Annotated in this window: 33 protein-coding genes; 10 read left to right on the top strand and 23 right to left on the bottom strand. The window is 52.3% G+C overall.

Translation table 11 applies throughout. The features are described from left to right. The coding region (locus H6A34_RS08660; protein ID WP_205104924.1) for a DUF4372 domain-containing protein at positions 1–125 on the bottom strand (125 nt) is incomplete at its 3' end. Positions 126–224: 99 nt separating this feature from the next. Next, entirely contained in the window at positions 225–512 is a 288-nt protein-coding gene (locus tag H6A34_RS08655) for a helix-turn-helix domain-containing protein (RefSeq protein WP_205104916.1), read from the bottom strand. A gap of 355 nt (positions 513–867) precedes the next feature. On the opposite strand from H6A34_RS08655, the gene H6A34_RS08650 reads away from it, so the two are divergent. From H6A34_RS08650 to H6A34_RS08620, 7 genes are all read left to right on the top strand, one after another. Continuing rightward, a complete protein-coding gene (locus H6A34_RS08650; protein WP_205104914.1) occupies positions 868–1458 on the top strand; it encodes a hypothetical protein in 591 nt (196 codons plus the stop codon). A gap of 274 nt (positions 1459–1732) precedes the next feature. Beyond that, on the top strand, positions 1733–2074 hold the full coding sequence (locus H6A34_RS08645; protein WP_239480818.1) for a hypothetical protein: 342 nt from the start codon (positions 1733–1735) through the stop codon (positions 2072–2074). Then, positions 2061–2786 carry an N-6 DNA methylase gene (locus tag H6A34_RS08640; RefSeq protein ID WP_205104912.1) on the top strand — a complete coding sequence of 242 codons (726 nt, stop codon included), beginning with the start codon at positions 2061–2063 and terminating at the stop codon, positions 2784–2786. Before H6A34_RS08645 ends, H6A34_RS08640 begins: the two co-directional genes overlap by 14 nt. An 11-nt stretch (positions 2787–2797) precedes the next feature. Beyond that, positions 2798–4027, top strand: a complete 1230-nt coding sequence (locus H6A34_RS08635) for a hypothetical protein (protein ID WP_205104909.1) — start codon at positions 2798–2800, stop codon at positions 4025–4027. Positions 4028–4029: 2 nt separating this feature from the next. Next, positions 4030–4935 carry a hypothetical protein gene (locus H6A34_RS08630; protein ID WP_205104907.1) on the top strand — a complete coding sequence of 302 codons (906 nt, stop codon included), beginning with the start codon at positions 4030–4032 and terminating at the stop codon, positions 4933–4935. Then, complete coding sequence (locus tag H6A34_RS08625; RefSeq protein ID WP_205104905.1) at positions 4932–5297, top strand: hypothetical protein; 366 nt, start codon at positions 4932–4934, stop codon at positions 5295–5297. Before H6A34_RS08630 ends, H6A34_RS08625 begins: the two co-directional genes overlap by 4 nt. Before the next feature lie 322 nt (positions 5298–5619). Continuing rightward, the gene (locus H6A34_RS08620; RefSeq protein ID WP_205104903.1) at positions 5620–5904 is read left to right on the top strand and encodes a hypothetical protein; all 285 of its coding nucleotides are present in this window, start codon (positions 5620–5622) and stop codon (positions 5902–5904) included. A 32-nt stretch (positions 5905–5936) separates the two neighbouring features. On the opposite strand, the gene H6A34_RS08615 is transcribed toward H6A34_RS08620, so the two are convergent. From H6A34_RS08615 to H6A34_RS08520, 21 genes are all read right to left on the bottom strand, one after another. Then, the gene (locus H6A34_RS08615) at positions 5937–6416 is read right to left on the bottom strand and encodes a hypothetical protein (protein WP_205104901.1); all 480 of its coding nucleotides are present in this window, start codon (positions 6414–6416) and stop codon (positions 5937–5939) included. A gap of 1156 nt (positions 6417–7572) precedes the next feature. Beyond that, on the bottom strand, positions 7573–8085 hold the full coding sequence (locus tag H6A34_RS15005; RefSeq protein ID WP_239480817.1) for a toprim domain-containing protein: 513 nt from the start codon (positions 8083–8085) through the stop codon (positions 7573–7575). Positions 8086–8152: 67 nt separating this feature from the next. Beyond that, the gene (locus H6A34_RS15000; protein WP_239480816.1) at positions 8153–8446 is read right to left on the bottom strand and encodes a hypothetical protein; all 294 of its coding nucleotides are present in this window, start codon (positions 8444–8446) and stop codon (positions 8153–8155) included. 83 nt (positions 8447–8529) lie between these two features. Next, positions 8530–9030 (bottom strand): glycoside hydrolase family protein, encoded by a 501-nt coding sequence (locus H6A34_RS08605; protein ID WP_205104899.1) that lies wholly within the window; start codon positions 9028–9030, stop codon positions 8530–8532. A 28-nt stretch (positions 9031–9058) separates the two neighbouring features. Further along, positions 9059–9550 (bottom strand): DUF3872 domain-containing protein, encoded by a 492-nt coding sequence (locus H6A34_RS08600; protein WP_205104897.1) that lies wholly within the window; start codon positions 9548–9550, stop codon positions 9059–9061. A gap of 18 nt (positions 9551–9568) precedes the next feature. Continuing rightward, the gene (locus H6A34_RS08595; RefSeq protein ID WP_205104895.1) at positions 9569–10150 is read right to left on the bottom strand and encodes a conjugal transfer protein TraO; all 582 of its coding nucleotides are present in this window, start codon (positions 10148–10150) and stop codon (positions 9569–9571) included. Then, positions 10147–11052, bottom strand: coding sequence for a conjugative transposon protein TraN (gene traN / locus H6A34_RS08590; protein ID WP_420870829.1), 906 nt, complete (start codon positions 11050–11052; stop codon positions 10147–10149). Before traN ends, H6A34_RS08595 begins: the two co-directional genes overlap by 4 nt. Positions 11053–11349: 297 nt before the next feature. After that, positions 11350–12615, bottom strand: a complete 1266-nt coding sequence (traM, locus tag H6A34_RS08585; protein ID WP_205104893.1) for a conjugative transposon protein TraM — start codon at positions 12613–12615, stop codon at positions 11350–11352. After that, positions 12566–12871 carry a TraL conjugative transposon family protein gene (locus tag H6A34_RS08580; RefSeq protein ID WP_205104891.1) on the bottom strand — a complete coding sequence of 102 codons (306 nt, stop codon included), beginning with the start codon at positions 12869–12871 and terminating at the stop codon, positions 12566–12568. The genes traM and H6A34_RS08580 overlap by 50 nt, the downstream gene beginning before the upstream one ends. Continuing rightward, positions 12868–13491, bottom strand: a complete 624-nt coding sequence (traK, locus tag H6A34_RS08575) for a conjugative transposon protein TraK (RefSeq protein WP_205104889.1) — start codon at positions 13489–13491, stop codon at positions 12868–12870. The genes H6A34_RS08580 and traK overlap by 4 nt, the downstream gene beginning before the upstream one ends. Positions 13492–13522: 31 nt before the next feature. Continuing rightward, positions 13523–14539, bottom strand: coding sequence for a conjugative transposon protein TraJ (gene traJ / locus H6A34_RS08570; protein WP_205104887.1), 1017 nt, complete (start codon positions 14537–14539; stop codon positions 13523–13525). 3 nt (positions 14540–14542) lie between these two features. Next, on the bottom strand, positions 14543–15172 hold the full coding sequence (locus H6A34_RS08565) for a DUF4141 domain-containing protein (RefSeq protein ID WP_205104885.1): 630 nt from the start codon (positions 15170–15172) through the stop codon (positions 14543–14545). Further along, positions 15169–15543, bottom strand: a complete 375-nt coding sequence (locus tag H6A34_RS08560) for a DUF3876 domain-containing protein (RefSeq protein WP_420870828.1) — start codon at positions 15541–15543, stop codon at positions 15169–15171. The genes H6A34_RS08565 and H6A34_RS08560 overlap by 4 nt, the downstream gene beginning before the upstream one ends. Positions 15544–15580: 37 nt before the next feature. Beyond that, entirely contained in the window at positions 15581–18076 is a 2496-nt protein-coding gene (locus H6A34_RS08555) for a TraG family conjugative transposon ATPase (protein ID WP_205104884.1), read from the bottom strand. Continuing rightward, positions 18073–18393 carry a DUF4133 domain-containing protein gene (locus H6A34_RS08550; protein ID WP_205104883.1) on the bottom strand — a complete coding sequence of 107 codons (321 nt, stop codon included), beginning with the start codon at positions 18391–18393 and terminating at the stop codon, positions 18073–18075. Before H6A34_RS08550 ends, H6A34_RS08555 begins: the two co-directional genes overlap by 4 nt. Before the next feature lie 4 nt (positions 18394–18397). Further along, the gene (locus H6A34_RS08545; protein ID WP_420870827.1) at positions 18398–18718 is read right to left on the bottom strand and encodes a DUF4134 domain-containing protein; all 321 of its coding nucleotides are present in this window, start codon (positions 18716–18718) and stop codon (positions 18398–18400) included. A gap of 217 nt (positions 18719–18935) precedes the next feature. Next, positions 18936–19268 (bottom strand): helix-turn-helix domain-containing protein, encoded by a 333-nt coding sequence (locus H6A34_RS08540; RefSeq protein WP_205104881.1) that lies wholly within the window; start codon positions 19266–19268, stop codon positions 18936–18938. Positions 19269–19270: 2 nt separating this feature from the next. After that, the gene (locus H6A34_RS08535; protein WP_205104880.1) at positions 19271–19615 is read right to left on the bottom strand and encodes a type II toxin-antitoxin system RelE/ParE family toxin; all 345 of its coding nucleotides are present in this window, start codon (positions 19613–19615) and stop codon (positions 19271–19273) included. A gap of 74 nt (positions 19616–19689) precedes the next feature. Beyond that, positions 19690–20355: a DUF4122 family protein gene (locus H6A34_RS08530; RefSeq protein WP_205104879.1), complete on the bottom strand. Its 666-nt coding sequence runs from the start codon at positions 20353–20355 to the stop codon at positions 19690–19692. Continuing rightward, complete coding sequence (locus H6A34_RS08525; protein WP_205104878.1) at positions 20343–20741, bottom strand: DUF3408 domain-containing protein; 399 nt, start codon at positions 20739–20741, stop codon at positions 20343–20345. Before H6A34_RS08525 ends, H6A34_RS08530 begins: the two co-directional genes overlap by 13 nt. Positions 20742–20743: 2 nt before the next feature. Further along, on the bottom strand, positions 20744–21511 hold the full coding sequence (locus tag H6A34_RS08520; protein WP_205104876.1) for a ParA family protein: 768 nt from the start codon (positions 21509–21511) through the stop codon (positions 20744–20746). A 575-nt stretch (positions 21512–22086) separates the two neighbouring features. Between H6A34_RS08520 and mobA the strand changes: the two genes are divergently transcribed. From mobA to H6A34_RS08505, 3 genes are all read left to right on the top strand, one after another. Next, on the top strand, positions 22087–22509 hold the full coding sequence (gene mobA, locus H6A34_RS08515) for a conjugal transfer protein MobA (protein WP_205104874.1): 423 nt from the start codon (positions 22087–22089) through the stop codon (positions 22507–22509). Further along, on the top strand, positions 22494–23753 hold the full coding sequence (gene mobB / locus H6A34_RS08510) for a conjugal transfer protein MobB (RefSeq protein WP_205104872.1): 1260 nt from the start codon (positions 22494–22496) through the stop codon (positions 23751–23753). Before mobA ends, mobB begins: the two co-directional genes overlap by 16 nt. A 269-nt stretch (positions 23754–24022) precedes the next feature. Then, on the top strand, positions 24023–24172 hold a 150-nt coding region (locus H6A34_RS08505), incomplete at its 3' end, for a YWFCY domain-containing protein (RefSeq protein ID WP_205104918.1).

The following is a 24172-nucleotide window of genomic DNA, read 5'->3' as shown; positions in this document are numbered from 1 at the left end:
ATCTGATTCCAGCAAGTGAAATGTTTCACATATCGGTTGCCATCATACTTACGAACATAGTTGTTAAACTGAGTCCTATTCAGAAAAGCGGTTAATTGAGAGAATACGTATTTGTTTTGGAACATAGCAGCCATTTGTATTAGACTGCAAAGTTGCAAAATCAAGTCCGTTTCATTTCAAAAAACCGTGTAATTGACTATGTTTCAATAATTTCAAAGAACTATTTATCCACTTTTACGGGACAGTAGTGTTTCCAAATAACTGATTATGTCATCTTTTCTGTAAAAGACCCTACGCTCAATTCGCGTATAAGCAATTTTTCCGCCATCACGCAATGCCTGCATTTTCCTGGAAGATAGCCCCAGCATAAGACAAGCCTCTTGGTTATCTATCCAATCTCCCAGCATTTTGGTTCTGTGTTTTTCTGACGCGTCTTCTATAATAAGACAAAGTGATTGTACTTTTTCAAGCAACCTTTCAAATGCGGTCGCCTCAATATTCATTATCTTCATGGTTTCATAATTAAACTCAGGTACAAATATAAGTCAATGAAGTGTCATTTGACAAAACGGTGTCTGCCAATGTCATCATATTTCGTCTTATTTCTAAAACAAACAATATCTACACCATACACAATTTTGCAAACTCCGCCATCACTGTTTCCGCTTGCAAAGTTAGCCGTCCGCCGTGCGGCACCTGCAAGGCCGCCCTACGGGCTTGGTCGGCAGGAGAAAAACCGTCCTCGCTACTCTGCGGTGTTTTTCCCCGCCAAGCCTTGCCGTGCCGCGGCAGCCGTCAGCAATGCAAGCAGGAAACAAGTATGGCGGTCTGTCTAGCCGCCAAGGTCTAATCTAAAAACAAGCGACTATGGAAAAGAACTTAGCATTGGAATGTACCAAGCAAACCGACAAACGCCAAAGGATGTGGTTGTCGTTGAAAGCGGACATCGAGAGCAGCCTCGGCGTGATACGCGCCATCGACACAGGCAAGGCGAAAGGTTACAACCGCCCGTTGTTCGTAGGCAGCATAATAAACAAGGTGGAAACTCTCGCCAACAAAGGCGACGTAGAGATGGTGAGAAAAGCCGTCGGTCTTGTAACCGAGTATAACAACATCTCGGAGAAACCGGCGGTGACCGGACGCAACAGGCTGTTCCGAATGGAAGAAAAAGCTATTTCCGTACGTTCAAGGATTGAGTCGGACTACGGGAACAGGAACAAGGAAATTCATTTTGACGGCGGAAAACTTATCCTGAACCGCGAAACTGACAGGCTCCAGATTGTGTATGACCAAATACCCGACGATGAAACGAGGAAACGGCTGAAGTCGTCCGGTTTCCGATGGTCGCCGACCAACAGGGCGTGGCAACGCCACCTGACGCAGAATTCCATACGTGCCGCAGAACGTTTGCTCGGCATAGATACGGAACTTGCAGAAGGGCAAGTGGCACATTCATAAATATATAAGCCATGAACACAAGTAAAAATCATAAAACAAAAGGGATGTTCCGACACAAGGGGCATCCCTTTTTTCTTGCGGCAAAGGTAGCCGTCCGTGCACGCGTGGCGCAAGGCGGCCTTACGGCCCGTTGCCCGTGGAAAAATCATCCTCGCTCCGCTGCGGTATTTTTCCACGTCAAGCCTTGCCGCACGGTACGCCGTGACGGCTGCACCATGCAGCAAGAAAAAAGGCAAGCCCCTTGCCGGGCGGCACCTGACAAAATACAAACGACATGGAAAGGATAGATTACAAGACGATGCTTGACATCGCACGGTGGCATCACAACCACCATCCGAGTGAAGGACTCACTTCCGGGCTTTTCACGGAAACTTTCGGCGAAGACCTCGGACGGCACTTCCACGGAAAGTGGACGGCGTATTTCAACGGCAACCTCTGGGACATGCTGGCGTATTTCGATGGCGAAAGCGCAAACGGACAGAAGTTCTGCGACATGCTGCTTCGGCAGGTGTCGCTGTACAAAAAGAACAGGCAAAGGCCTGTGTCCCAAAACAATGAAGAAATAAGCAAGGACATTACTGACAATCTAAAACCACTGAACCATGACACGTTATGAAACACCGATGGAAGTAAGGCCTCTCGAAAGGCTGATACTCGGCTTCTCGTCTGAATGCGGACGAAGCCCAATGACAGTGTTCGAGGACTTCCTCACATACGTAATCCACGGCTTTTCACCCGGAGCGCCTCCACTGAAAAGCTGGAAATACAAAGGGAAACAGAACGAGGCATTCATGCGTATGTTCCGCGAATGGCTGTCGCTGATGAAGTCTGCGCTTGACGGCGAAAAGGAATGGTACGACGCCTTGGGCGAGCTTTACATGGCCTTCTCCTCGACAAATGGACGTAGCGCACAGGGGCAGTTCTTCACTCCGCCGCCGGTATGCGACCTTATGGTTGCTTGTACGGCAAACAATGGCGGTCAACAAGGCTTAAAAGTAAGCGACCCCACATGCGGAAGCGGACGGCTGTTGCTGGCCTACCACGTCAGGAACCTCGGCTGTTATCTCGTCGGGGAGGACATCGACCGCACCTGCTGTATGATGTCCGTGTGCAATATGTTCGTACACGGATGCGTCGGGGAGGTGGTCTGGCACGACAGCCTGCGGCCCGGCACATTCGCCGGAGGCTGGTACGTCAACCCGTTTCTTACCAGCACGGGCATACCGTCAATAAGGATTATGACGGAAAACGAATACAAAAACAAGGACAAGATACCGTCGCCGACATTATGTCAGAACGGAATAAGAACAGAAAAACAAACCCTTTAAAACAAACGATTATGAAACTGAATGCAAGTATCGAACTGAAGTCGCGACTCACCCACGCGGCGGAGAACGGCAGCGTCATCGCAGCCGACATCCTTACGGAAATCAAACGCAATGCCGACGTTGCGGAGATAATCCGCGGCTCGTACAACTTTTTCTCGACGAAGCGTAAGCGGTCGAACATGGAGAGCTACCAGAGGATAAGGATAATGGTGACGGCGTGCAACAAGGACCTCGCAAACGAGAACTTTTCCGACCGCAACAATCCGCAGGCGCCGTGGTTCCCGGAGAACAGGACCGACCTCGAACCGTCCAAGTTCGTCCGCCTGTTCAAGAACCTGCCGGAATATTCCGACACGGACATGGCCTACTTCGCCAGCGCAATCTGCATCGACAGCAAGGTCACGGTAAAGCTGCTCGAAGGCGTGCAGGACTTCTTCGAGGCGTATAACGGCGAGAATTACGGTCATACAGCGGACTCGTCCGAATCATGCCTGCACAACTCCTGTATGCGCCATGAGAGCATGGCGCGCAACGCCGCCGACTTCTACGTAAACTTCGCGGGCGCGAAGATACTCGTGGCGAGGGACTCCGGCAACAACGTCCTGGGGCGCGCCGTGGTATGGGAAAACGTGAAGTCGCTTTCAGAAGACACCCCCGCAGCAGGCCTGACAATGCTCGACCGCGTGTACTTCACCCACTCGTTCGTTGCGGAAATGATGAAAGAACACGCACGCAACCTCGGCATAACCTTCAGGAAGACATGCAACGACTACTCCCACACGAAGGAAGTAACGGCCTTGAACGATGACGTGGACTCAGAAATCAGGCGTGGCAATCCGTATTACCTCAGGCTCGCCGTGGAAGTGCCGGCCCACAAGTGGCACAAGAAGGGTGCGCCGTACATGGACACGTTCTTCAGCGTGCACCTCGACAGGGACGGCATGGAACTCAGGAACTTCGATTCGGTAGAGGCGATAGCCACACTCCGCAACACAAGCGGCAATGCCACACAGACGAGGAGCGTGTGCCCCAACTGCGGCTCGCTGCACAACCTCACCGACAACGCGTTCTGTCCGTCCTGCCGACAGCTGCTATACCAGCACACGGAGTTCGGCGACGTGATGCGCAGCGGTGTCGTGGAATACGGCGGACGGGCGTACCCTTCCGTGCTTTTCAAGAAGAAAAGGCCGAAGCCAGCCATGCGTCTTTATCTTCAAGTGAACAAACTTTATATGGCATGAACATGGAAAGACTGCTCGCACTATACAACACGGCCTCTCCCTCAGGCAGGGAGGGGTCTATCGCCCGACTCATTATGGCAGAGCTTGACAGAATGGGCGTAAGGCACAAACGCGACCGAATGGGCAACATATACGCCGTGAAGGGACAGGCGGAGACTTACCCGTGCGTTGTGGCCCACATGGACGAGGTACACAACAGACGCACGGGGTCTTACTCCGCGCACATAGTGGCCGGCTCGATAATAGTCGGCTACGACCACAGAAAAAAGCGCGTCACGGGCATAGGGGCCGATGACAAGAACGGCGTATGGATGTGCCTTGAATGCCTAAGGGACTTCAAGGTGATGAAGAGCGCCTTCTTCGTGCAGGAGGAAACCGGCTGCAATGGCAGCGGAGCGGCCGACATGGACTTCTTCGCCGACTGCCGCTTCGTAATCGAATGCGACCGCAAGGGCGACTCCGATATGGTGACCGACATCAACGGCACAGCCCTATGTTCGCGCGACTTCATAACGAAAGCGCAACTGCGCAGGCACGGATACAAGACGGCGCACGGCCTGTTCACCGATGTTTACGCGCTGAAGAGGAAAGGCCTCGGAGTGTCGTGCGTAAACCTGTCGTGCGGATATTACGAGCCGCACACCGACCACGAGTACACCGTGATAGCCGACCTGTTGAAATGCCAGCGCTTGGTGAAGCACGTAATACGCACCCACAAGACCGTAAGCCGCCACGAACACATAGAACATGGATGGCTGCCATCCGGAAGCTGGGACGACTTTGACGACTGCAACGGTTACGGTTGGCTCTATCCGCATTTGTTAGAAAGGCGTGGATACGGCGCAAGGATGCTTGAAAGCACTACAAACAACGACAAAACTAAACATAAAGGGAGGACAGGAAAATGATACATACTGAAACGACTGCACCTTGTTTCGCAATCGAAACACCGGAGAGAGGGAAAGAGACAATAATGCTTATGGACGCAAAGGCGCTTGCACGGCACATCATGCGGATGGACTTCGGCACAGAGACGGAGCTTTACCTTTACGCCGACGCTGACGGAAAGTGGGTAGAATGCGCAGCGGCACTGCGCAAGGAAAGGTGGAAAGACACGGAATACTGCCTGCTCGGAGGCTACGGCCTGCCTGTAAAAGGCATCAACATCGAACGCGGATGTAGCCTTGCAGACCTGACTTTGGCCGTCGGCGATGCGCTGGATTTCTTCGGTTACGGCCCTGATGTCGGCCTCGTCGTCGGCTACGGGTAAATGGTTTTCAATGCTCTTTTCACAACCCAAACCGCAGCATTACGGAAGAAAATGGTTACTTTTGTACCGGCTCGACAAATACCTGCAAGCCAAAGGCTAAACACCCGCTTTGCAAAAGGTGGCATTTGACGCTGCAATATGCCGTCTTTTACCCAACGAAACACGGCAAACCGGAAGGTAAAAGACGGCCTTTTGCAGAGCCGTCCGTAATCGTCTGATTGTCAACCAATTGCAATCAGACGAAAAATAGAGGCTATATTGCGCTTTCTTTTACAAAAAGACTTTGTCTTTAATACTGACAAATGACAAAACAAAAACAAAGATGAAAGACCAGTTGAGACTGCTTAGAACCTGTATATACAATGAAATACCGGCTGTGGTGTTCCAAGGTGACGACTCGTGCGCTCCCGAAATACTTGAAGCCGCAAAGGAAATTTACCGTCGCCACGGCTGTTCGGAAGAGTTCCTTTACGACTGGCAGCTGCTCGTAGACGAGGTGAAGGCTTACCAGGCGGAGAACGGCGCAAGGGTGAAACTTCCCAAATTATTGCCTTCAGAAGCCGAAACCGTAAGGAACGAGATGGTAAGAAGAAAGAATGGGCGATAAGATAGATAATTAGTCCTAAAATGTGATATGTCCTAATTGGAGTGCTTACAAGGTTTTACTTCGAAATAAGCTTTCATTACTATTTTCTTATTGCCTATTCTTGCATCATCAGAATATGCTGTATTACAGAATTTATAGTGACCTGCCTTTAAAAAAACTTTAGCATAATCATTTATGCAACTATATGCAGGTATTTCTTTTCCCATCAAAATGGAACCAAAATCATTTTGTATACGAATCCATTTTCCTTTTACTTGTCTTTCTATCCAATACTCATCTGAAAGATATATATAATGCCACTGTGTTTGATTCTTAATACTATACAGTATAACAATGGAATCTCCTTGTGAAAAACGACATTGTTTAAGCTCTATATACAGAGAGTCTTTGTTCTTATTAGAACTTGAGGAAGATTTTGTTTGGTATTCAGTGTCTGCTTTTGGGGCATTATCTTTGGGGATATTACATGAGAATATCCCCAAAGATAATATGCAAAAAAATAAAAACTTCATTTTAAAAATTTTAGTATCTAGAAACTCCTAAAGCGGAATTTATCTTATTCGCTTTAGAATAGAATCCATAGACAACATTACCTTCTTGAAGTCTGCCTAAAATCACACCTAAAGCGTATCTTTTTGATTGGCTAGAAACAAATGAGTAAACAACTCCTCCACTCAATCCTGGCACTAAAACAGTATTGGTCAATATTTTTGTCAAATTGGTAAATGACACTTTATTTTGGTCATTATTCTCACTAAAAGATAGAGTTGACGACATCACCCTACTAAATAAAAAGTTTATATTTTACATTTTATTAGTTGAATTCATTTAATTTTTACAAAGTAAAGAAATTAAAATCAAACATAAGAAAAGCACCTATTAAAATTAGATATAATTAACTGCATATTGTTTTTTTTAATTAATTATTAATATAAAATGACAATTTATTTAGGTAGTCTTAAGCAAAGGGTAAAGAAAATAAAGAGTAAATTGATAGAAGTTTACTGCTTATATCTTACTCCTGTCTTTTATCTTTTCTTCTTTCACTGCAAAAAAATCTTATACAAGCGGTCATTCGTTTGTAAACGAATACAATAAAATTGGGCAAATGGCATAAAATAGCAGAGACTGCACTTAAACGTGCCTATTTATATGTCGTTTTGTACCTCCATTGTATTTCGTTTCCGTTAAGATGCTTATTTCCTGACATTCAAATAATTCCCCGACAAGCCCTTTGTGGTTTTGTCCTCATTCCGAGCTGCCATCTGTAAAGTATAAAAATACTTGTCGCTTGTTAAGATTTTGTTAAATCTTCATCTTAAACCAACCTTTTTCTTTCTCTCTTAGCTTCTCCCAAAAACGGCTTTTTCACCCTGTTTCTTACAGCGATTATTTTGTAACGATATTTTCTTATATCACTGATAATCAACCATAAACACTCTCTCGTATGAAAATGGCCGCTTCTATCTCAAAGCACTGTACAAAGGCAAGACACCGGTATGCGAAAGGGTTTTGCCATTGGATGCGGAACGGTTAGGCAGAGGCGACTTGCCATTGGAGAACCTGCTTGCCAAATACTGCTCTTATCTGAAAATGAATTAAACAAGACAGATTGTATAATACGACATTATGCGGAATACAATGAAAGAAAAAGCATTCCTGTCTCTGTCATGCGTTCAAATAATCATTCAAGTCCTTAAATCCTTCGCACAAGGAGGACATATCTTCCGCATTGCCGTTAAATGCCTTGTAAAGCGAGGCAAATGCATTACGGCCGGCCGCATCATTGTCAAATAGGCATACAGTTTTGTCGTATTCTCGCAACAAAGGCAATGCCTTGCCTATACTTGAAACGGAGTTCAGGACGATGAAATCACTTTCCATTGAATCAAAGCATGGCAAACGTCCGTGTTTCCTCAATGTCAGGAAAGACAGATAGTCGATAAATCCCTCGAAAACAAGGCATATTTTATTTTCATTTTCGCCGTCTTGCTTCATATGGGATATGTCTTTTGGTGCAATACATCCCTTGAACCAGCGGTTGCGGAGTTCGTAACCGCCCGACCGATTGCGGAACCCTATGGCGTAATAACGCTTGCCGTTACAGGCGTAATGCACCTCCACGCACTCATTCCTTGCAACATCCGTGTCTATTTTTCTTTCACGCAAATACGCCAACAAAGCAGAGGATTTTAACGGAAAAACGCCTATGTCGGTAAATGTGGGTGATTGTTTTTGTTTCTTAACGTCAGGAACAAAACGGCGGACAGAGCCTGGCGCAGACCTGCCGATACATTCTAAAAGGTATGTTATATCGTTGGAGCGGTACAGTTCCCTTGCCAACGTTATTATCCCTCCGCCCCGGCCAAGCATCGAAGTCGTACCAGCAATTAAGCCCGATGTCAATCTTGAACGATGCAGTGCGCTCCTCGCGCAGCGGCGACAAGTACCAAAGAGCATTTCCCTTGCGCCTTACGGGACTGTGACCAAGGTTTTCAAGGAAATCGTCAAGAGCGATACGTTTTGCAGTTTCAATATCCATAACCATAAAACATATATAATGAGTAAAATAAAATCCTCCGAAACAAACTTCGGAGGATTTGAATTGGTAATAAAAGAGCCTGCCTACGGCACGAACAACAGGGCGAACTCAACCTTGCGCCTTGTCTCAAGTCCTTTGAGGACCTTGCCGCGATACATCCTGAACGACACATATTCGCGGTAGATGTCCCTGTCGCCGGCCTCCAGCTTGCGTACCAGACGGCTTTTCTTCAGGCGTCCGCCGCCAAGCAGGCGGTACACCCCGACATTGTAAGAGAGGGCGGCGAGCAATACCGAGTCCTTGCCGAAGCGGCGGAACACGGCGCAACGCTCCATGAGGTCTTTCCTCAACAGAGCCTCGGCCTGCCGTTTCGTCATGCGGTGGCTGTACCTCTCGCCGGGCCGGAGTCTGTGCCCGTAGCCGACGTAAGGGTGGTGGCGCGGCCCGTGCCAACCCTCGAAATGCCTTACAACGGCCACAGCCCTCTCGAACAACGGCAGTCTTGCAATAGACAGCGGCAGCTCCGCCTTTGAAACAGTACACGCGAGCACCAGCGACATGATAACCAAAAAACATTTCACCATAGCGCTGTTCCTTTCAATGCAAGACATTTCACGGCGCGTCCTCCACTGCCGTGAGTATCGGCCTTATTATCAGCCCTCCGACTTCTTCATCATCCCCGTCGTCTGCGTTGAAGTCGAACGTCAGCTTTTCCACGCCGCCCCAGTTGTTCTCAACGTACAGGTCGATTGACTGCGCGTCGCCGATGCTCAAAGAGGTATAATACAGGCGGAACTCCTTTTTGCCCAGCAGGTAGCGGTCGTTGGGCTTCATCACCGTGCCGTCCTCCATCTCCAGCCTGCCCTTGCCGTCCGTCTGGAAGTAGCGCAGGGTGTACACCGTGCCGTCGAAGCCGCCGTCCTCCACGATGAAGAGGCGCAACTCGACGGTTTCGCCGTAGGCCACTTCGTCCTGCACGGGCATGGCCTCCACCGTGAACGGGTACTCTTGCGTGACGTCAAGCCCGTCATCGCATGACATTGTGGATAACAATGCTGTAATTACACAACAACAGATAAATAAAAACTTCGCTTTTCTTTTCATGTAAATACTCGTTTGCGGTTAGAAAACATACTTCAATGAAATGCCGTAAAGGCAGTGGAATACTCCCGAAGCTCCGCCCCACAGGACACGCCCGCGCAGCCTTGCCGCAGCGGCGATGTTATCCGTGATGAAAACCTCGGCCTCCAACGTGGCGGCGCATCCGTATATGAAGGCGCTGCACTTGGAGAGCGACGCCCCGTCGTAAAGCGTTCTCCTGCCACCGTTCACCTCCTCGTAGCCAATCACGCCCGACAGCCCTGCGTTAAGGAAGAACACCTTGCCGGTCGACGACAGCAGGTTGAGATAATATCCGGCATCAGCGGTATATTGTTCCATAGGTACACCGACGGTGCGGTAACGGCAATTCCTCTTCACGTATTCCACGCCATACTCCCATTTATTCCCATTCTTCACGTAGTTGAAAAAGGCCAGAGAAAAGGCATACCCCATGCCGTCATTGCCCGCAGGCAAATAAAATCCGTCAACCATGTCGGCCGAGAACTGCATGCCCTTCATGCCGGGCAGGCAGCGTTGCGCCGCCGTCCTGCCGGCCGTTACGGCAAGCAGCAGCGTCAATAACAATAACCTGAATACTGTCATAGCACGCGCACTTCGTCAATGGTTTCGGCATTGGCCACATCCTCTCCCTGCACCTCGAACCGCTGGTGGCGGCCTCCCTGCTTCTCGTTCATCTCCACAACGAGCATCTTGCCGTCCGGAATGGTGAACTTGGGCAGGGCGAACACCGTGCGTTCGGCCTTTCCGCCGTCAACGCGCGTGGCGTAGTTATACGCCCTAAGCGGATAAATCACCTGTTCCTGCATGGCAGTGCGCTTGACGACCTTCTTGTCGACAATCTTGAAAGTGACGAAGTCCACGTCGAAAGGTACGTTGCCCTTGTTCCTCGTCTCGGTGTGAAAGTAAAGCAGGTCACCGTGGGCGTAAAGCCCTTTCAGTAGGAACTGCACCCCGAAACGGCGGCTCCCGATGTGGCGCACGCGCCTCTTGTCTTCCTTGTGGATTGACTTCATAATCATCCTCACCAAGCGCGGCGACTCGCCGTCAAGCTCCTTCAGGTAGATTTCCATCGCGTTGTTGGGGCGGTTCACAGCCTCGCCGTCGTGTATGAAGTCGCACATCTCGACATTGAGCAGCAGCGGTTCGTCGGCGTACTTCACGTTGAAACTGTAAAAGTCGCCGCTCTCCGTTATTACGCTCATGTTCGTCTCACCGCGGAAATTCTTTTTCACGGCCTTCACGCGAATTACGTTCTCCGCCCCGTCGGCCTTCCCTGCAATCAGGTTTTCAGAGCCGAGGTCTACGTATCTTACGGGCGACGGAAAAATCACGTGTACGGTCTTGTCATACGTTATTTCAAGACCGTGAGGCGGAATCATGCGGCTGAAACCGATTTTCCGCGTCAGTCCCTCGAACCTGTCGCCGCTGCTTGGCTGCGCCATGGCGGCGACTGCACCTATAAGCAGGGCGCAAAATAAAAACATCTTCTTTCCCATAGTCGTCATTTTCTTGCTCGTTTTTTGCATTGTTCCATTCGTTTTCTTTTTTGTCATCTGAATATTCATTTTCACATTGATTGACTGTCATAAGTCCGTATCAAATATCCAAGTTTGCAAAAGACGCCCTTTCACGTTCCAAAACACGGCTTTTTACATTCCAAAAGACGGCAAATCGGAAGCTGAAAGGCCATATTTTGCGAGTTGTTCCGTAACATCTTGATTTACAAGTATTTATATTCGTACTAAAATTTAAGGCTCTTACGCTTTTAGCTCCGCCGTCGTTCACTTCTCCGGCGGATGCAACAGCAGCCGGTACCCGGCCTTTACGGTTATCTTTACGGTGCGCGCCTTTTTCGTGAAATACTGCGACACGCCGCGTATCAGTCCGCGTCCCACGTCGGAAACTATCTGCGCCCCGGCGTCGGTGGAGATGCTAATGCCGCTTTCCACGGCACCGCCCATGCCTGCGGCAATCTCTTTCACAGCATCGTTTTCAAGCGAGTTGGGCACGAGTACGCCTTTCTGCCCGTCGGTGGAGTACACCTCAAGCTCCACTGGCAGCACGCTGCCGTTGTGGCTTACGGCCTCGATTTCCACCTCCATGCGCTCGCCCTGAAGACGCGTCAAGCCTGTTATCACCGTCCCTTCCGGTACGAGGCGGCCGCCTACGCGCATCGGTTCGAGCAGCCTGAGGCGCAACGCCTGTCCGTCGGTAATGGTCTGCGTGCCGTGTACGCACGCAGCAATGGTGTTCTTTTCCACGGTCTCCTGCGTTCCGACTGCGGTGTTGAAGCGGTCTTCAACAATGCTGTCCGCACCGTCCTTTTGTCCGAGCCGCGACACTACACGTGGCCGTTCAGCCGCCACTGGCTCGGCTTTCGGCTTTTCAGAAGCATTGCTTGTTTCCGTCGTTTTTGCCATAGCGTTGCCGCCAAAGCGGGCCGCCAGCTCGTATGACTTCTCCATAAGGGCGACTTTCTCGTCAAAGGAACTTTCCTTTTCAGGCTCGCTGTCCAGCCGCCGTTCTATCTCCGCTATCCTGCGTGATACCTCATCGTCCTGCGACACTTCCGCAGGCGAGTAAAAACCGGCCAGCGTCCTGTTCATGTCCTGATACGCCGCAACGGATGACTGTGGAGTGCCTTCCTCGTTTTCATTTTCCGCAGCAGGTTCGCCCGTCAGCGGAACGTCCGGCAAAGTTGCCTTTCCTGTTGTATCAGTGTCGAGCATTTCCGCTATCTCTATCAGCGAGCCTTTGCGCCGCTCGGCCTTCTCCGCCATTTCTCCGTCGCGGTAAGCGTCCACCTTGCTGCGCGGAAGCCCCTTGCTTTCGGGCGAAGGCATTTCCGTGTTGAAGCCTCCGCTTCCGCCTCCGGCTTCCGTTCCGTCTTCTGACGGACGGAAAATCAGCCACAGGCTTCCGGTGAACAACAGCACCATTAGCGGATATACCAGCAATTTGGAAAGTCCGCGCCTGCGCCTTTCGGGCGCGTTACCGTCAGTCCGCGGTTTCATTTTCAGGCGTTCCGCCATCTTCATTATGTCCATTTCCGTAAAGTTCGATGTATTTTCCGTTAGTCTTTCCGTATTTTATCTCCATAGGTTCGATGTGTCCAATCCGTATATCTTCGCCGTCACGCTTGCCGAAACCTGCCAATGCCGACACCATGACGTAGACGCAACAGGCCAAGAACGGCACGCTGAAAGCCAGCACCGCAGCCAGACTCTGCCTCGGCGTCAGCCTCCGGCAGCGCAGCCACAGGCCGCATCTTAGCTTTCTCGCAAATGTGATTATCAGTTTCATCTTTCCGTTGTCATTATGTCCTTGTTCTCAAGTATCGCCAGATGTTCGATTATAAAGCCGTTGGGGTTGCCGTCGGAGCGTCCCGTGTTGCGCAGCGAACAGCTTGTCACGAGCGAGCGTTCGGTAACGTTGCTCTGGCGTATGATTATTAGCCGCGCGTATGTCACGGCCTTGTAGGGATGGCGCGAGAAGTCGCACACCACGCTGTCCACGCGCACCGTCTGGTTGACGTTGCCCGATATTACGCGGTTGTAGTAGCCCTTTTCGGCGAAATCGGCGTAGTAGTGGTACGCGCTCTTGTCCGCAAGGAGCAGCGCGCGGTTGACGTTCGCCTCGATGGCCTCCTTCTGCGGCGACAGCCCGAAGAACAGCTCGTGGAAACGCCTTACGTGTTCGCGCGCCTCTGCGGGACGGTTCTGCGAGAGGTCTTGCGACAGTGCGAGCATGAGCGACTTGCCTCCGTCGAGCACGTATATTTTCTCGCGCTGCTTCTCGGCGAAGCGGAACGCGCCCCAGAGGGCGAAGCCCGTAACCAATGTGCAGCAGCATACGAAGGCCACAAGCATGGCCCTGATGCGGCGGAAGCCGCTCTCGATGTTTGTAAGTGACTTGAATTCCATTGTCCTTCGTCATTTCATTTTCTTGTCTTCATTACTTTCCGCGCAGCCTACCGCCGACGTTGCCGAGCAGCGAGCCCGCGCTTCCGGCGGCGAATCCTCCGCCCTTGACGGCGCTGCGATTGATGTTGCGGCTGTAGTTGCCGGCTCCTCCGGCCTGCACTATCCAGTTCGCCACGGTCGGGACGGTGAAGTAGCCGATTATGCCGATGAGCATGAACACTATGTACACGCTGTTCGAGTTGTCGATTGAATACTCCGGGTTGCTTTGCAGCTCGGTTATGTCGCTCTGCAACATGAGAACCTGGATTTTCGCAAGCATACAGCTGAACAGGTCGCTCACGGGCAGCCACAGGTAGACGGAGATGTAGCGCGCGAACCATTGGGTGAGGGTTGACTGGAAACCGTCCCACACGCTGAAGGCGAAGGCCAGCGGACCGAGGATTGACAGCACGACGAGGAAAAACGTCCTCACGGTGTCTATGAGCAGCGAGGCGGCCGCAAATAGCAGCTCAAGCAGGCTGCGGAAGGCGTCGCGGATTTTCTTCTCCATGTTGTACATCCCCACTTCGACGTACATTCCGAGCCTCGTCGCCATGTCTCCCGGGGTCCATCCAAGCTCGTCAAGCTGCCGGTCGAACTCCTCGTCGCTGACGAGGAAGGCCGTCTCGGGGCTCCGCATCATGGCCTCGCGCTCCAGCTCGTCCTTCTGTGCGCGGTAACGCTCCATGTCGAGGGTCTGTTCCTCCACCATGCTATGCGTGCCCTGGACTATCAGGCCGAGCCCCTCGTTGAGCGTGCCCAGCACGAGCGTCGGGAACAGCAGTATGCAGATGCCTATGGCGAAGGGGCGCAACAGCGGGTAGACGTCTATCGGCTCCGCCCTCGCCAGCGACTGCCACACCCTCGACGCAACGTAGAACAGCGCACCGAGGCCGGCAAGCCCCTTGCCGATTTCGAGTATATCCTCGCAGAGCGGCATCATCTCGTCGTATAGACCCTCTAGCACAGTGTGGAGGTTGGTGAAGTCTATTGCAAGCAGCAGTTCCATAGGCTACCAGTATCTTGACACCGCGTCGCCGTAAAGGGCCATCACGCGGTCTGTGTCGGCCTTCTTCCTCGCGCGCAGGAAGCTCACGGCGATGTTCTTGTTCGTATAATAACCCACGAGGTTGCGGTAGCGGCGCATACTGCGGTGGCAGGCGTCAACAACGTCCATGCGGTCCTTGTCGGTCATGGACAGGGTGCTTACGTTGATTACCTGCCTCAAGTCCTGAAGTATGCCGTTGCTCTCCTGCATCAGCTTGGCGTAGCCCGTGGCTATTACGTCAAGCTCCCTGGCGGAGAAACTGGCGTCGCCGAGCATCTTGCGGAAGTTGGTCACGTAGATTTCGGACACCTCGCCGACCATGAGCAGCACCTCCTGCACCTTGCGCGCCTCACGGACGAGGTTGTTGACGCTCTTCAGGGCGTCGTAATAACGCTTGGCTTGCTCGTAAATCTTCACCGTCTCGGCGAAGTTCTGCGCCGTATTCACGGCGGTCTTCGACGTGTGGGCGATGTTGTCGGACATGTTTATTATGCCCTGTGCAAGGTTGCCGGGGTCGGACACGACCCATTGCGCGCTTGCCTGTGCGAGGCAGAACGTCGCAGCGGCGGCAAGTAAAAGAATCCTTTTCCTCATTGCACAGCCCCCTTCCTCTTATAGTCGCCGTATGGCGAGAATGTCAGCACGTCCGTATTTTCGTCGTACGACACACTCACGCGGTAGCCCGTGTCGATGAACAGGTTGCCGCCGTCCTCCATGAGTACGAACGTCTGCGGCTTCAGCTTGCGCTGCCTGCCGCCCTTCGACATAAGCGTCACCTTGTGGGTGCCGCCGTCATTGCGGATAACAACATCAGGCTTACCTTCCGTGCTTTCCCAATGTCCGCACAACCTTTCCATGTCCGCCTGCGGCCATGCCGTGCAACCTTGCAGTGTCAACGCCGCAACGGCGACGGCCAAGGCGGCCTTGAACCGTTTTCTTTTCATTGTCTTGACTTGTCTTTTCATTTTTCCTTTGTTTTTGGTTTCATGTGTCGTTGAATTTTCATTTAGCCTCGCGCCTTTGCGCGGCCAGCCGCCTGACGGCTTGTTCGATGTCGCCGCCGAGTTCGCCGGCAAGGCGCATAAGCTCCGCCTTTTCAGTTTCCTCGGTTGTGTAGACCAAATATTCCTCGTCGCTCACCTCGGTGGCGTAGACGGCCGAGTTTGTGCCGCCGAGCCCTATCCACACCTCGCGGTAGGGTGCGCCGGGGCGGTTGGCCTGGTTGATGGAGAGTATCTGGTCCTTCTCCTTGTCGCTGAGTCCGAGCAGCTGCTGTATTTGGGAGAACTTGTTGAGGTATTTCCTCTGGTCGAGGAGTATCTTGCAGTCGGAGTTGTTGATGATGGCTTCCTTGACAATCGGCGACGATATGATGTCGTCTACCTCCTGCGTCACCACCACGGCCTCGCCGAAATACTTGCGCACTGTCTTGAACAGGTAGAGTATGTAACCGCTCATGTTGGCCGACATGAGGGCCTTCCAGCACTCCTCTATGAGTATCATCTTGCGCACTCCCTTCAGCCGGCGCATCTTGGCGACGAACGTCTCCATTATGACGAGCGTAACCACGGGCAGCAGCACCTTGTTGTTGGAGATGTTGTCAAGCTCGAAGACGACGAAGCGCCTTGACGAGAGGTCGAGCCCCTTGTCGGAGTTGAGCAGGAAGTCGTAGTCACCGCCCCGGTAGAACGGTTCGAGGACATTGAGGAAGCCGTCTATGTCAAAGTCCTTCTCGCGCACGTTCTTTTCCTTTATTATATTCCGGTACTCGTCGCGCACGAACTCGTAGAAGCCGTTGAAGTCGCCAGTCTGCGGGTTCTCGGTTATCCTGCGGATGTAGGCGTTCACCGCTCCAGACAGCGCAACTTCCTCCGAACGCCTCGGCGGCTCGTCCTCGCGCTTCCACAGGGTCAGTATAAGCGTTTTTATGCTTTCGCGCTTCTCCACGTCGAACTCACCGGTGTCGGTGTAGAACGGGTTGAACGAAATCGGGTCGTCCTCCCTGTAAGTCACGTATATGCCGTCTTCGCCGCGCGTCCTCGCGTTTATAAGGCCGCAAAGTCCCTGGTAGCTGTTGCCCGTGTCCACGAGCAGCACGTGCGCGCCCTGCTCGTAGTAGTTGCGCACGAGGTGGTTGGTGAAGAACGACTTGCCGCTGCCAGACGGGCCGAGCACGAACTTGTTGCGGTTGGTGGTTATGCCGCGCCGCATCGGCTCGTCGCTGATGTCAACGTGCACCGGCACTCCGCTGCGGCGGTCGGACAGGCGTATGCCGAACGGGCTGGGCGAGCTGCGGTAGTTCGTCTCGGCCGTGAACAGGCAGACGGCCTGTTCCAAGAACGTGTGGAAACTTTCCTCCGCCGGGAAGTCGGCGGCGTTGCCGGGTATGCCCGTCCAGAAGAGCGTGGGGCAGTCGACGGTGTTGTGCCTCGGCGTGCATCCCATCTGCGCGATCTGCCCTGCGGTGTCGTTTCCCGCCGTGCGAAGCTCCGCCTCGTCCTCCGCCCACGCCATCACGTTGCAGTGGCAGCGCACGGGCATGAAGCCTTTTGTGTGGGCCTCGTCGAGGAACATCTCCGTCCATTCGCGGTTCACGGCGTTGGCGCGGCTGTAGCGCGAAAGCGACAGCAGGTTGCGCGACGTGCGCTCCATCGCCTGTAGCGTATCCCTCGCGTCGTCGATGAATACGTACTGGGAATAGACGTGGTTGCAGGAAAGCAGGAGGCCGACAGGCGCGGCGAACGACAGGCGGCAGTCGCTGCGGTCGGTCGACATTCGTCCGTATTTCATGTCGGTGCCCACCGTGCCGGGCAGGACGTCGGCCGACGACATGGTGTACATACATACGTGCTTGTTGCCGACGCGCATCATGGCCGGGTCGAGGCGGATGTCCTCAAGCACGACGGTGCCACTTTCGCCTGCCAGGGACAGGTAGCGTTCTATAATCCCCCGGCGTTCGGCCGTGCCGACGATTTCATCCCTTCCGAGCCTGCGCAGCGAGACACGCCCGGAGTCGTTCACGATACGCTCGAACTGCTCCACAGCCTCGATGAAATGCGCCGCCGTCTCCTTGTCGGTGATTTCCTTCGGCAGGATGCGGCTGCGGCACAGCGTGCTGAAATCGCTCTTTCCGCGGTTGCGCTCCCTCGTTGTCTTCGTCAGGAAGAGGTAGCAGCGGTGGTTGAGGTAAGGGCGTTCGTTGAAGTGGCGCTCGTAGCTCCTCGACAGGAAGCCGTCCTTGCCATAGTCGGCCCTGTACGTTTCTTTCGTGAACCAGTCCTGCTTGCACACCACTGAATGTTCCGGCAGGACTTTTATCGCCTTCACCCACGAGGAATGTACGGCCTCGTACTCTTCCGCCGTGACGGTGAAAATCTCCGGCAGTGCCACCTCGAAGGCCACGGTGATGTCGGCGTCCTTGCTGACGATGCAGCCGTGCTCGAAGGCGAGCAACGGGAATCTGCGCTCCAGCGTGTCGGCCTTCATCACGTTGCTCATGGCTCCCTCCTTTCCCGTACAATGCGGCGTACCCTTTTACGGTTTATAAGGTAGCGCGGGTGGCGCCTGCGTGCCAGCCTTTTAATGAGTCCGTGCTCGCCGAACCTCGCGTTTATGCGGAATACGGCCCAAGCAATGACGCATCCGGCAATTATGCCGTATATTACGCACGCCCACGGCGACGCACCGATGAAGTATAGCAGGATGACTGACAGCAGTACGGCTGCGAGTCCGACGGCAAGGACGAACAGGAACATCGTGGTAAGCCCCTTGAACTCCACGCCCTTGCCGGCTCCCTTGTTAACTGTGTACTCCATCGGTTTAAAGGAAGAATGAACGGAGGATTGTCGCCGCCACAATCAGGAAGATGCAGGCGAAGAACCACGAGGCGGCTGTCTTGGACGTGTCCGGGTCACCGCTTGAGAACTTGCTGTAGGTCTTTATGCCGCCTACGAGGCCGAGCACCGCGCCGATGGCGTAGCACAGCTTGGTCGCCGGGTCGAAGTACGAGGTCATGAGGCTGGTTGCTTCGTTTATTCCGGCCAGCCCCTGGCCTTGGGCGGAAGCCGCAACGGCGGCCGACGCTCCTAGAAATGCCAATAGAATTCTTTTTCTCATTGTCGATTCTTTTTGGTGAAACATCGCTTTTCTTTAACTCGGCGGCAAAGATATGTAGGATATGCCAAGGCTGAAAGTCCTTGGCCTGACGTGGCCTTAGACGTCGTCAAATGTCAGAGTATTATATGGGTAAATGCCAAATTACCGATTCCTTAATTTGGACTTAACAAAAGAAAATGAAATTAACAACAAAAGGGACGGAACCAACGGTTACGCCCCTTATACAAATAAAAAACAGAAATCACCACAAAGCGACTTTCAGGTCGGTTCCTAAATCCAGTGAGGCGGAACCAAAACCTAACGCCTTGAATATTTTGCTCATTGTTGGAAGGGTTATTACACACTTTCCACTTTCGAGTTTTGATATTTGCGATTTTTTTACACCTACTTTAGCACCCAATTCTTCTTGGGTGAGGTTCTGTCTTAACCGCTCTGACTTAATGGCTTCCCCAATATAGTAAGCCTGCAAGTCTTCTTTAAGTCTGGCTTCCATCGCGTCCCTTTCGGGAGAGCCTTTTTTCCCCCATACGTCATCAACTACTTCGCTAAGAGGAGTTAAATTCATCTGTGCCATAGCTATTTATTTTTTGCGTTAAAATATTCGTTTCTTATTGCCTCAGCCTTTTCTATCTCCTTTTTAGGTGTTTTTTGCGTCTTTTTAATTATCCCGTGAGTTGCAATTACCAATGCTTCTATTTCGGTATCCCAAAAGGCAAAAAGACGATAACTGATGCCGTTGAATAATGTACGAAATTCCCATATTTCAGAATTGTCCAATTTTTTAAAGAGTTCCCTGTCCATTTCTCCTCCCTCTACCTTTAGGAGGTTGTAGGTAATTTTCTTTTGTGCCTTTTCCGGCAAAGAATCTATGAATTCCCTTGCCATATCCATAAAGGCAATTCTTATTTTTTGTACGCTCATCAGGCTTTGTTTTATTTTGCAAAGTTACAAATAAGTTTCCATATAAGCAAACTTTATTCAGATTTATCTGCTTTTTACAGCAACGTTCTCCAGTCCTTGCCTGTATTTAAGACGACCTTGTCTTTCCCGTCTGTCGGCAGCGGATTGCCGTCCTCGTCAAGGTATTTGTCCATAAGCTCGGTGATGAAGTCCTTATTCTCAACTTGCGAGGAGATGACGGTGAACATCTCGGTCTCCCTTATGGCGTACAACGTCTTGGCGGCGCGGAGCGACTTCTCCTCGTCTGCGGCTGCTCCGTCTATGCGGAACAGCACGTCGCCCATGTTCTCAAGGTCGGCCTGCGTGACGGCTTCACTTATTGTCTCTACTTCGGGAATGTCCGCGTCAAGCCCTTCCTGCTCCTCTTTCAACAGCTTCATTTCCTCCAACGGAAGGTTGCACTCCACGTCATCAGCCTCGATAATGTCATTTTCTTCTTCGATAGTTGCGTTTTCAAGAGGCTGGCTCATGTAAGGAGCTACAGCCGTTCCGGCATTCTCGTCAAGATAGACAAACTTCGTTTCGCCAATTACTGCGCCGTTGTTAATCTGCACACTCTCCTCCTTTTTAACTTCACCTTGCCTCGCGCTGTCGCAAAACAGGTCGCATACTTGGCGGACTTCCGCCTTGAAGCCCCACACCTTTCTTAATATATATGCGGCACATATCAGGCGTACCGACACGTAAACTATTTCCTCCATTGCAGTTGTCTTTTTGAAGCGGTTTCGTTATACATCCTGTTTATCGTCTCGCCGTAGCGTTCAAGGTGGTCGGAAAGCACGTTGTTCACGAACGTCGGAACGGACATTTCCGGGGCGATGACCGGCAGAATGCCGGCTATTGCGCGGTAAAGCGAGTCGTGGATGTACGTCTGTCGCCGCGTGCCGGTAAGCCGGTTGGTTAGGAAACGGGCCTTGTAATCTTCATCTTTTGTGCCTGTCTCCTTTGTTGCAGACAGCTTTGCCGTGTTTCCTTTCTTTTCATCCGCCTTTCCGTCAAGCTCGTTCAAGGCCGACGTGTCGCCTGCGACGACACGCTTTAACACGTCCTCGTCAACATTGTATATTTTCCTTTTGCTGTCAGCCATAGTCATTGTCTTTCAAGGTTAAGCGTTTCGAGGATTTCGTCGGCCAGCAAGTCGATGTTGCTGTCCTTGAGCAAGGATTGCGAAGGGGCGAACAGCGTGCTGCGGAACACCCGTCCGTCACGGCATATCCCTTTGTTGAAACGTTCGGCTTTGGGCAGCACTGTTTTGAACACGGGAATTTTCAGATGCCCCAAAATCTCGCTGTAAGCATTGTAAAGCTCCTTTGACGCGCGGCGGTCCATGCAATTCCAGAGCAGGCGGACGTCACGCAACGGGAACTCTTGGTTGCGCCCAAGCAGTTCGCGGACGGCCAAGACAAAACTCATGCTGCTCTGCATCACCATACGGTTCTGCGTGACGGGCACAATAAGACGGTCCATGTTCACTATCGAGCTGAACACTCCCGTGGCGTTCACCGTGCCGGGCAGGTCTGTAAAGATAACGTCGTAACACAGGCCGGAGCGGTCTATGAAGCCGTATGCCGCCCGCTTAGCCTCCTCCGGTTTGGCAGTAAGCACGGTGTAGGCCTTCCTTCCGCTGTCGCCGAACTGACTTACGAGGCGTTGCTGCAACGCTCCGTCCTTCTCTACCGTCTTGACGTCCCAGTCGCGGATGTCGCGGACGCTGTGCTGCGGATAGTCGCAGTCCACAACGAGGACGTTTAGGCCTTTCACGTAATGAAAATAACTTGCGAGGAGTATCGTCAGCGTTGACTTGCCTACTCCTCCCTTCTGGTTGCCCAAGGCAACGAATACAGGTTCTTTCTTCATAATCGTCGTTTATGTTTGCATCGTTACATTCCGTGCCGCATTGCAACGCACCGCGCATAGCTTCATTGCGTTTCATGATGCATTAAGCCATTGTAGAACATGACGCATTGCGTCGGTGCATCAGGTGACGCATTGCGTCAGTGCATTAAATGTTTCATTGCATCAATACATTGCGTGACGCACTGCAATGCGTGTGCCATTGCGTCGATGCAAAAATAGGCAACTTCCGGTGTATTGCAACATACGGAAGACCGCTTGGCAACACGTGTCGTCAGATGTCATGAGACATCACGGCGGAGGCTGTTCCGCACTAATACGGAAGCGCATAACTTTGCAGAACCAAAACGGCAGACAACGAACGCGCTCCGCCGGAACACCGCACGTCGCACGCTCCGCACGGCAATCCGACGGAAGGAAGGATTTTCTGTCCACAAGAACAGAGCAAGTTGTGTTTTCGTCCGACGTCATGGCTTCCGTCCGACGAAAACGGCTTGCCCATCCCGCGCACGGTCGGGCAGGCGCGCTCCAAAGTCGCCGCCAAGGAAAAAAGAAACAAAAAACGCAAAACAAGACGTATGGAAAAAGACAAAGGGAACATGAACGCAAGGAAACGGAAAACCATTGACGGCGGCTGCAAGCTCAGCTTCCGCCTAAACGCGGAGGAAAAGGAAAGGTTCGACAAGATGATGGCCGAGACGGAGGCGCGCGACCGCACGCTGCTCATAAAGAAGTCGCTTTTCGGGGAAACGCTGAGGGTCGTCAAGACAGACAAAGTTACGCTTGACTACTACGTCCGCCTGACAGACCTTTACAAGCAGTTCCAGGCCGTAGGCAACAACTACAACCAGACGGTGAAGGCCGTGAAAAAGAACTTCGACGAGAAGCGCGCCCGTGCGCTGCTTTACCGCCTTGAGAAATGCAGCCTCGAACTGATGCTGGTATGCAAGAAGATTGTCGCACTCACGCAGGAATACGAACGGAAATGGTTGCAAAGATAAGCCACGGCTCAAGCCTTTACGGTGCGCTGGCATACAATTATAACAAGGTGGAGAAAGGCGTGGCCGAAATACTGTCGGGCAACCGCATTATATCCGACCGCCTCGGACAGCCAAGCGCGGACATCCGCCTCGCGTTGCTCTCGTTCGACGACTATCTTTCGGCCAACCGCAACACGAAGAAACCCGTGCTGCACATCGCGATAAGTCCGGCGCCGGAGGACAGGCTCACCGACGGACAGCTTGAAGAGCTTGCGGCAAGGTACATGGAGATGATAGGCTACGGCGGACAGCCTTACATCGCATTCAAGCATAGCGACTCGCACAACACACACATCCACATTGTAAGCGTCTGCGTTGACGGGGAGGGCCGGAAAATAAGCGACCGCTACGAGCACCGCCGCTCCATGTCCGCCTGCCGCGAACTGGAACGGATGTTCTGCCTGCGCAACGGAGCGGAGCTGCACGACAGTCCGAAAGCGGAATTGAGGAAGGTTGACGTGACGGCAAACGACGTGCGCCACCAGGTCGCAAACGCTCTGAAAGCCGTATTGGAGAGCTACCGTTTCCAGTCGTTCGGCGAATACAGCGCGGTGCTTTCCACGCTGAACATTGAGGCGCGGCAGGTAAAAGGCGAGTATGGCGGGCGGCCATACGTCGGCGTAGTCTATACAGCCACCGACGATATGGGCAAGCTTGTGGACGCAACCTACAAAAGCTCGCGCTTCGGCAAGCGTTTCGGCGACAAGGGACTGAAGAAACTGATGCAGCGGCACACGGCGGACTTCAAGGTCGGCAAGTGGCAGCCTGCCATTAAGAAGAAGGTTGCGGAAGCAATGCGCAGCGCACGTTCGCGCGGCGAGTTCACGGCAATGCTTGCCAAGCAAGGCGTCGGCGTAGTGTTCCGCGAGAACGAGGACGGGCGCATCTACGGCGTGACGTTCATCGACCACGGCAGGCGCGAGGCGTTCAACGGCTCACGCCTCGGCAAGGAATACTCCGCCAACGTGTTCGACAGGCTGTTCAAGTCGTGGGAGAACGGCAAAGGCATGGACGTTGGAACGGATGTCTTTGCAAAGGATTGGCATGGACGGCAAGAGCGGAACGTTGACGGGAACATCATAGAACAGGCCGCCGGAGCGTTGTCTCTGGAAACAAACCCGGCAACGGACTACGAGGAAGAGGCGTTCCGCCGGCGCATGAACCGTAAGAAAAAACCGGGCAAGCGCAAGTCGCGCGGAATATGAGATACTGCCGACTGTAAACCGTATCAAAATCCACTGTTTTGCAAAAGGCGGCATATTGGCCTGCAAAACACGGCAAATCGCAACGTAAAAGATGCCCTTTTGGAAGCCGAAAGGCCGCCTTTTGGAAAGCGCAAGGTAACAATCTGGAAATCAAGATGTTATCAACGTAGCAAAAATCAATGCCATTTAAGTAAACAAATATCAAAGAAAGGAATGCAAACCGGAAGTCCGCCGCAACATGACGGGTTCCCACAAAACAAGGAAAAAGTATGCAACAGGAAGACGATTTGAGGGCGTTGGCCAAGATAATGGAGTTCGGCCGCGCCGTGAGCATTTTCATAATGGTGGCGCACGTCTACGTGTTCTGCCACGAAAGCATAAGGGAATGGAACCTTGACATCGGCGTAATCGACCGAATA

The organism is Marseilla massiliensis, from assembly GCF_016899855.1.
Classification (GTDB): domain Bacteria; phylum Bacteroidota; class Bacteroidia; order Bacteroidales; family Bacteroidaceae; genus Prevotella.
This window is presented reverse-complemented; position numbering and strand designations above follow the sequence as displayed.

What these genes read in the sequence shown, in the direction of transcription:
- H6A34_RS08655 (WP_205104916.1), bottom strand. Translation starts at nt 512, where the DNA reads ATGAAGATAATGAATATTGAGGCGACCGCATTTGAAAGGTTGCTTGAA.
- H6A34_RS08650 (WP_205104914.1), top strand. Translation starts at nt 868, where the DNA reads ATGGAAAAGAACTTAGCATTGGAATGTACCAAGCAAACCGACAAACGC.
- H6A34_RS08645 (WP_239480818.1), top strand. Translation starts at nt 1,733, where the DNA reads ATGGAAAGGATAGATTACAAGACGATGCTTGACATCGCACGGTGGCAT.
- H6A34_RS08640 (WP_205104912.1), top strand. Translation starts at nt 2,061, where the DNA reads ATGACACGTTATGAAACACCGATGGAAGTAAGGCCTCTCGAAAGGCTG.
- H6A34_RS08635 (WP_205104909.1), top strand. Translation starts at nt 2,798, where the DNA reads ATGAAACTGAATGCAAGTATCGAACTGAAGTCGCGACTCACCCACGCG.
- H6A34_RS08630 (WP_205104907.1), top strand. Translation starts at nt 4,030, where the DNA reads ATGGAAAGACTGCTCGCACTATACAACACGGCCTCTCCCTCAGGCAGG.
- H6A34_RS08625 (WP_205104905.1), top strand. Translation starts at nt 4,932, where the DNA reads ATGATACATACTGAAACGACTGCACCTTGTTTCGCAATCGAAACACCG.
- H6A34_RS08620 (WP_205104903.1), top strand. Translation starts at nt 5,620, where the DNA reads ATGAAAGACCAGTTGAGACTGCTTAGAACCTGTATATACAATGAAATA.
- H6A34_RS08615 (WP_205104901.1), bottom strand. Translation starts at nt 6,416, where the DNA reads ATGAAGTTTTTATTTTTTTGCATATTATCTTTGGGGATATTCTCATGT.
- H6A34_RS15000 (WP_239480816.1), bottom strand. Translation starts at nt 8,446, where the DNA reads ATGGATATTGAAACTGCAAAACGTATCGCTCTTGACGATTTCCTTGAA.
- H6A34_RS08605 (WP_205104899.1), bottom strand. Translation starts at nt 9,030, where the DNA reads ATGGTGAAATGTTTTTTGGTTATCATGTCGCTGGTGCTCGCGTGTACT.
- H6A34_RS08600 (WP_205104897.1), bottom strand. Translation starts at nt 9,550, where the DNA reads ATGAAAAGAAAAGCGAAGTTTTTATTTATCTGTTGTTGTGTAATTACA.
- H6A34_RS08595 (WP_205104895.1), bottom strand. Translation starts at nt 10,150, where the DNA reads ATGACAGTATTCAGGTTATTGTTATTGACGCTGCTGCTTGCCGTAACG.
- traN (WP_420870829.1), bottom strand. Translation starts at nt 11,052, where the DNA reads ATGTTTTTATTTTGCGCCCTGCTTATAGGTGCAGTCGCCGCCATGGCG.
- traM (WP_205104893.1), bottom strand. Translation starts at nt 12,615, where the DNA reads ATGGACATAATGAAGATGGCGGAACGCCTGAAAATGAAACCGCGGACT.
- H6A34_RS08580 (WP_205104891.1), bottom strand. Translation starts at nt 12,871, where the DNA reads ATGAAACTGATAATCACATTTGCGAGAAAGCTAAGATGCGGCCTGTGG.
- traK (WP_205104889.1), bottom strand. Translation starts at nt 13,491, where the DNA reads ATGGAATTCAAGTCACTTACAAACATCGAGAGCGGCTTCCGCCGCATC.
- traJ (WP_205104887.1), bottom strand. Translation starts at nt 14,539, where the DNA reads ATGGAACTGCTGCTTGCAATAGACTTCACCAACCTCCACACTGTGCTA.
- H6A34_RS08565 (WP_205104885.1), bottom strand. Translation starts at nt 15,172, where the DNA reads ATGAGGAAAAGGATTCTTTTACTTGCCGCCGCTGCGACGTTCTGCCTC.
- H6A34_RS08560 (WP_420870828.1), bottom strand. Translation starts at nt 15,543, where the DNA reads ATGAAAAGACAAGTCAAGACAATGAAAAGAAAACGGTTCAAGGCCGCC.
- H6A34_RS08555 (WP_205104884.1), bottom strand. Translation starts at nt 18,076, where the DNA reads ATGAGCAACGTGATGAAGGCCGACACGCTGGAGCGCAGATTCCCGTTG.
- H6A34_RS08550 (WP_205104883.1), bottom strand. Translation starts at nt 18,393, where the DNA reads ATGGAGTACACAGTTAACAAGGGAGCCGGCAAGGGCGTGGAGTTCAAG.
- H6A34_RS08545 (WP_420870827.1), bottom strand. Translation starts at nt 18,718, where the DNA reads ATGTTTCACCAAAAAGAATCGACAATGAGAAAAAGAATTCTATTGGCA.
- H6A34_RS08540 (WP_205104881.1), bottom strand. Translation starts at nt 19,268, where the DNA reads ATGGCACAGATGAATTTAACTCCTCTTAGCGAAGTAGTTGATGACGTA.
- H6A34_RS08535 (WP_205104880.1), bottom strand. Translation starts at nt 19,615, where the DNA reads ATGAGCGTACAAAAAATAAGAATTGCCTTTATGGATATGGCAAGGGAA.
- H6A34_RS08530 (WP_205104879.1), bottom strand. Translation starts at nt 20,355, where the DNA reads ATGGAGGAAATAGTTTACGTGTCGGTACGCCTGATATGTGCCGCATAT.
- H6A34_RS08525 (WP_205104878.1), bottom strand. Translation starts at nt 20,741, where the DNA reads ATGGCTGACAGCAAAAGGAAAATATACAATGTTGACGAGGACGTGTTA.
- H6A34_RS08520 (WP_205104876.1), bottom strand. Translation starts at nt 21,511, where the DNA reads ATGAAGAAAGAACCTGTATTCGTTGCCTTGGGCAACCAGAAGGGAGGA.
- mobA (WP_205104874.1), top strand. Translation starts at nt 22,087, where the DNA reads ATGGAAAAAGACAAAGGGAACATGAACGCAAGGAAACGGAAAACCATT.
- mobB (WP_205104872.1), top strand. Translation starts at nt 22,494, where the DNA reads ATGGTTGCAAAGATAAGCCACGGCTCAAGCCTTTACGGTGCGCTGGCA.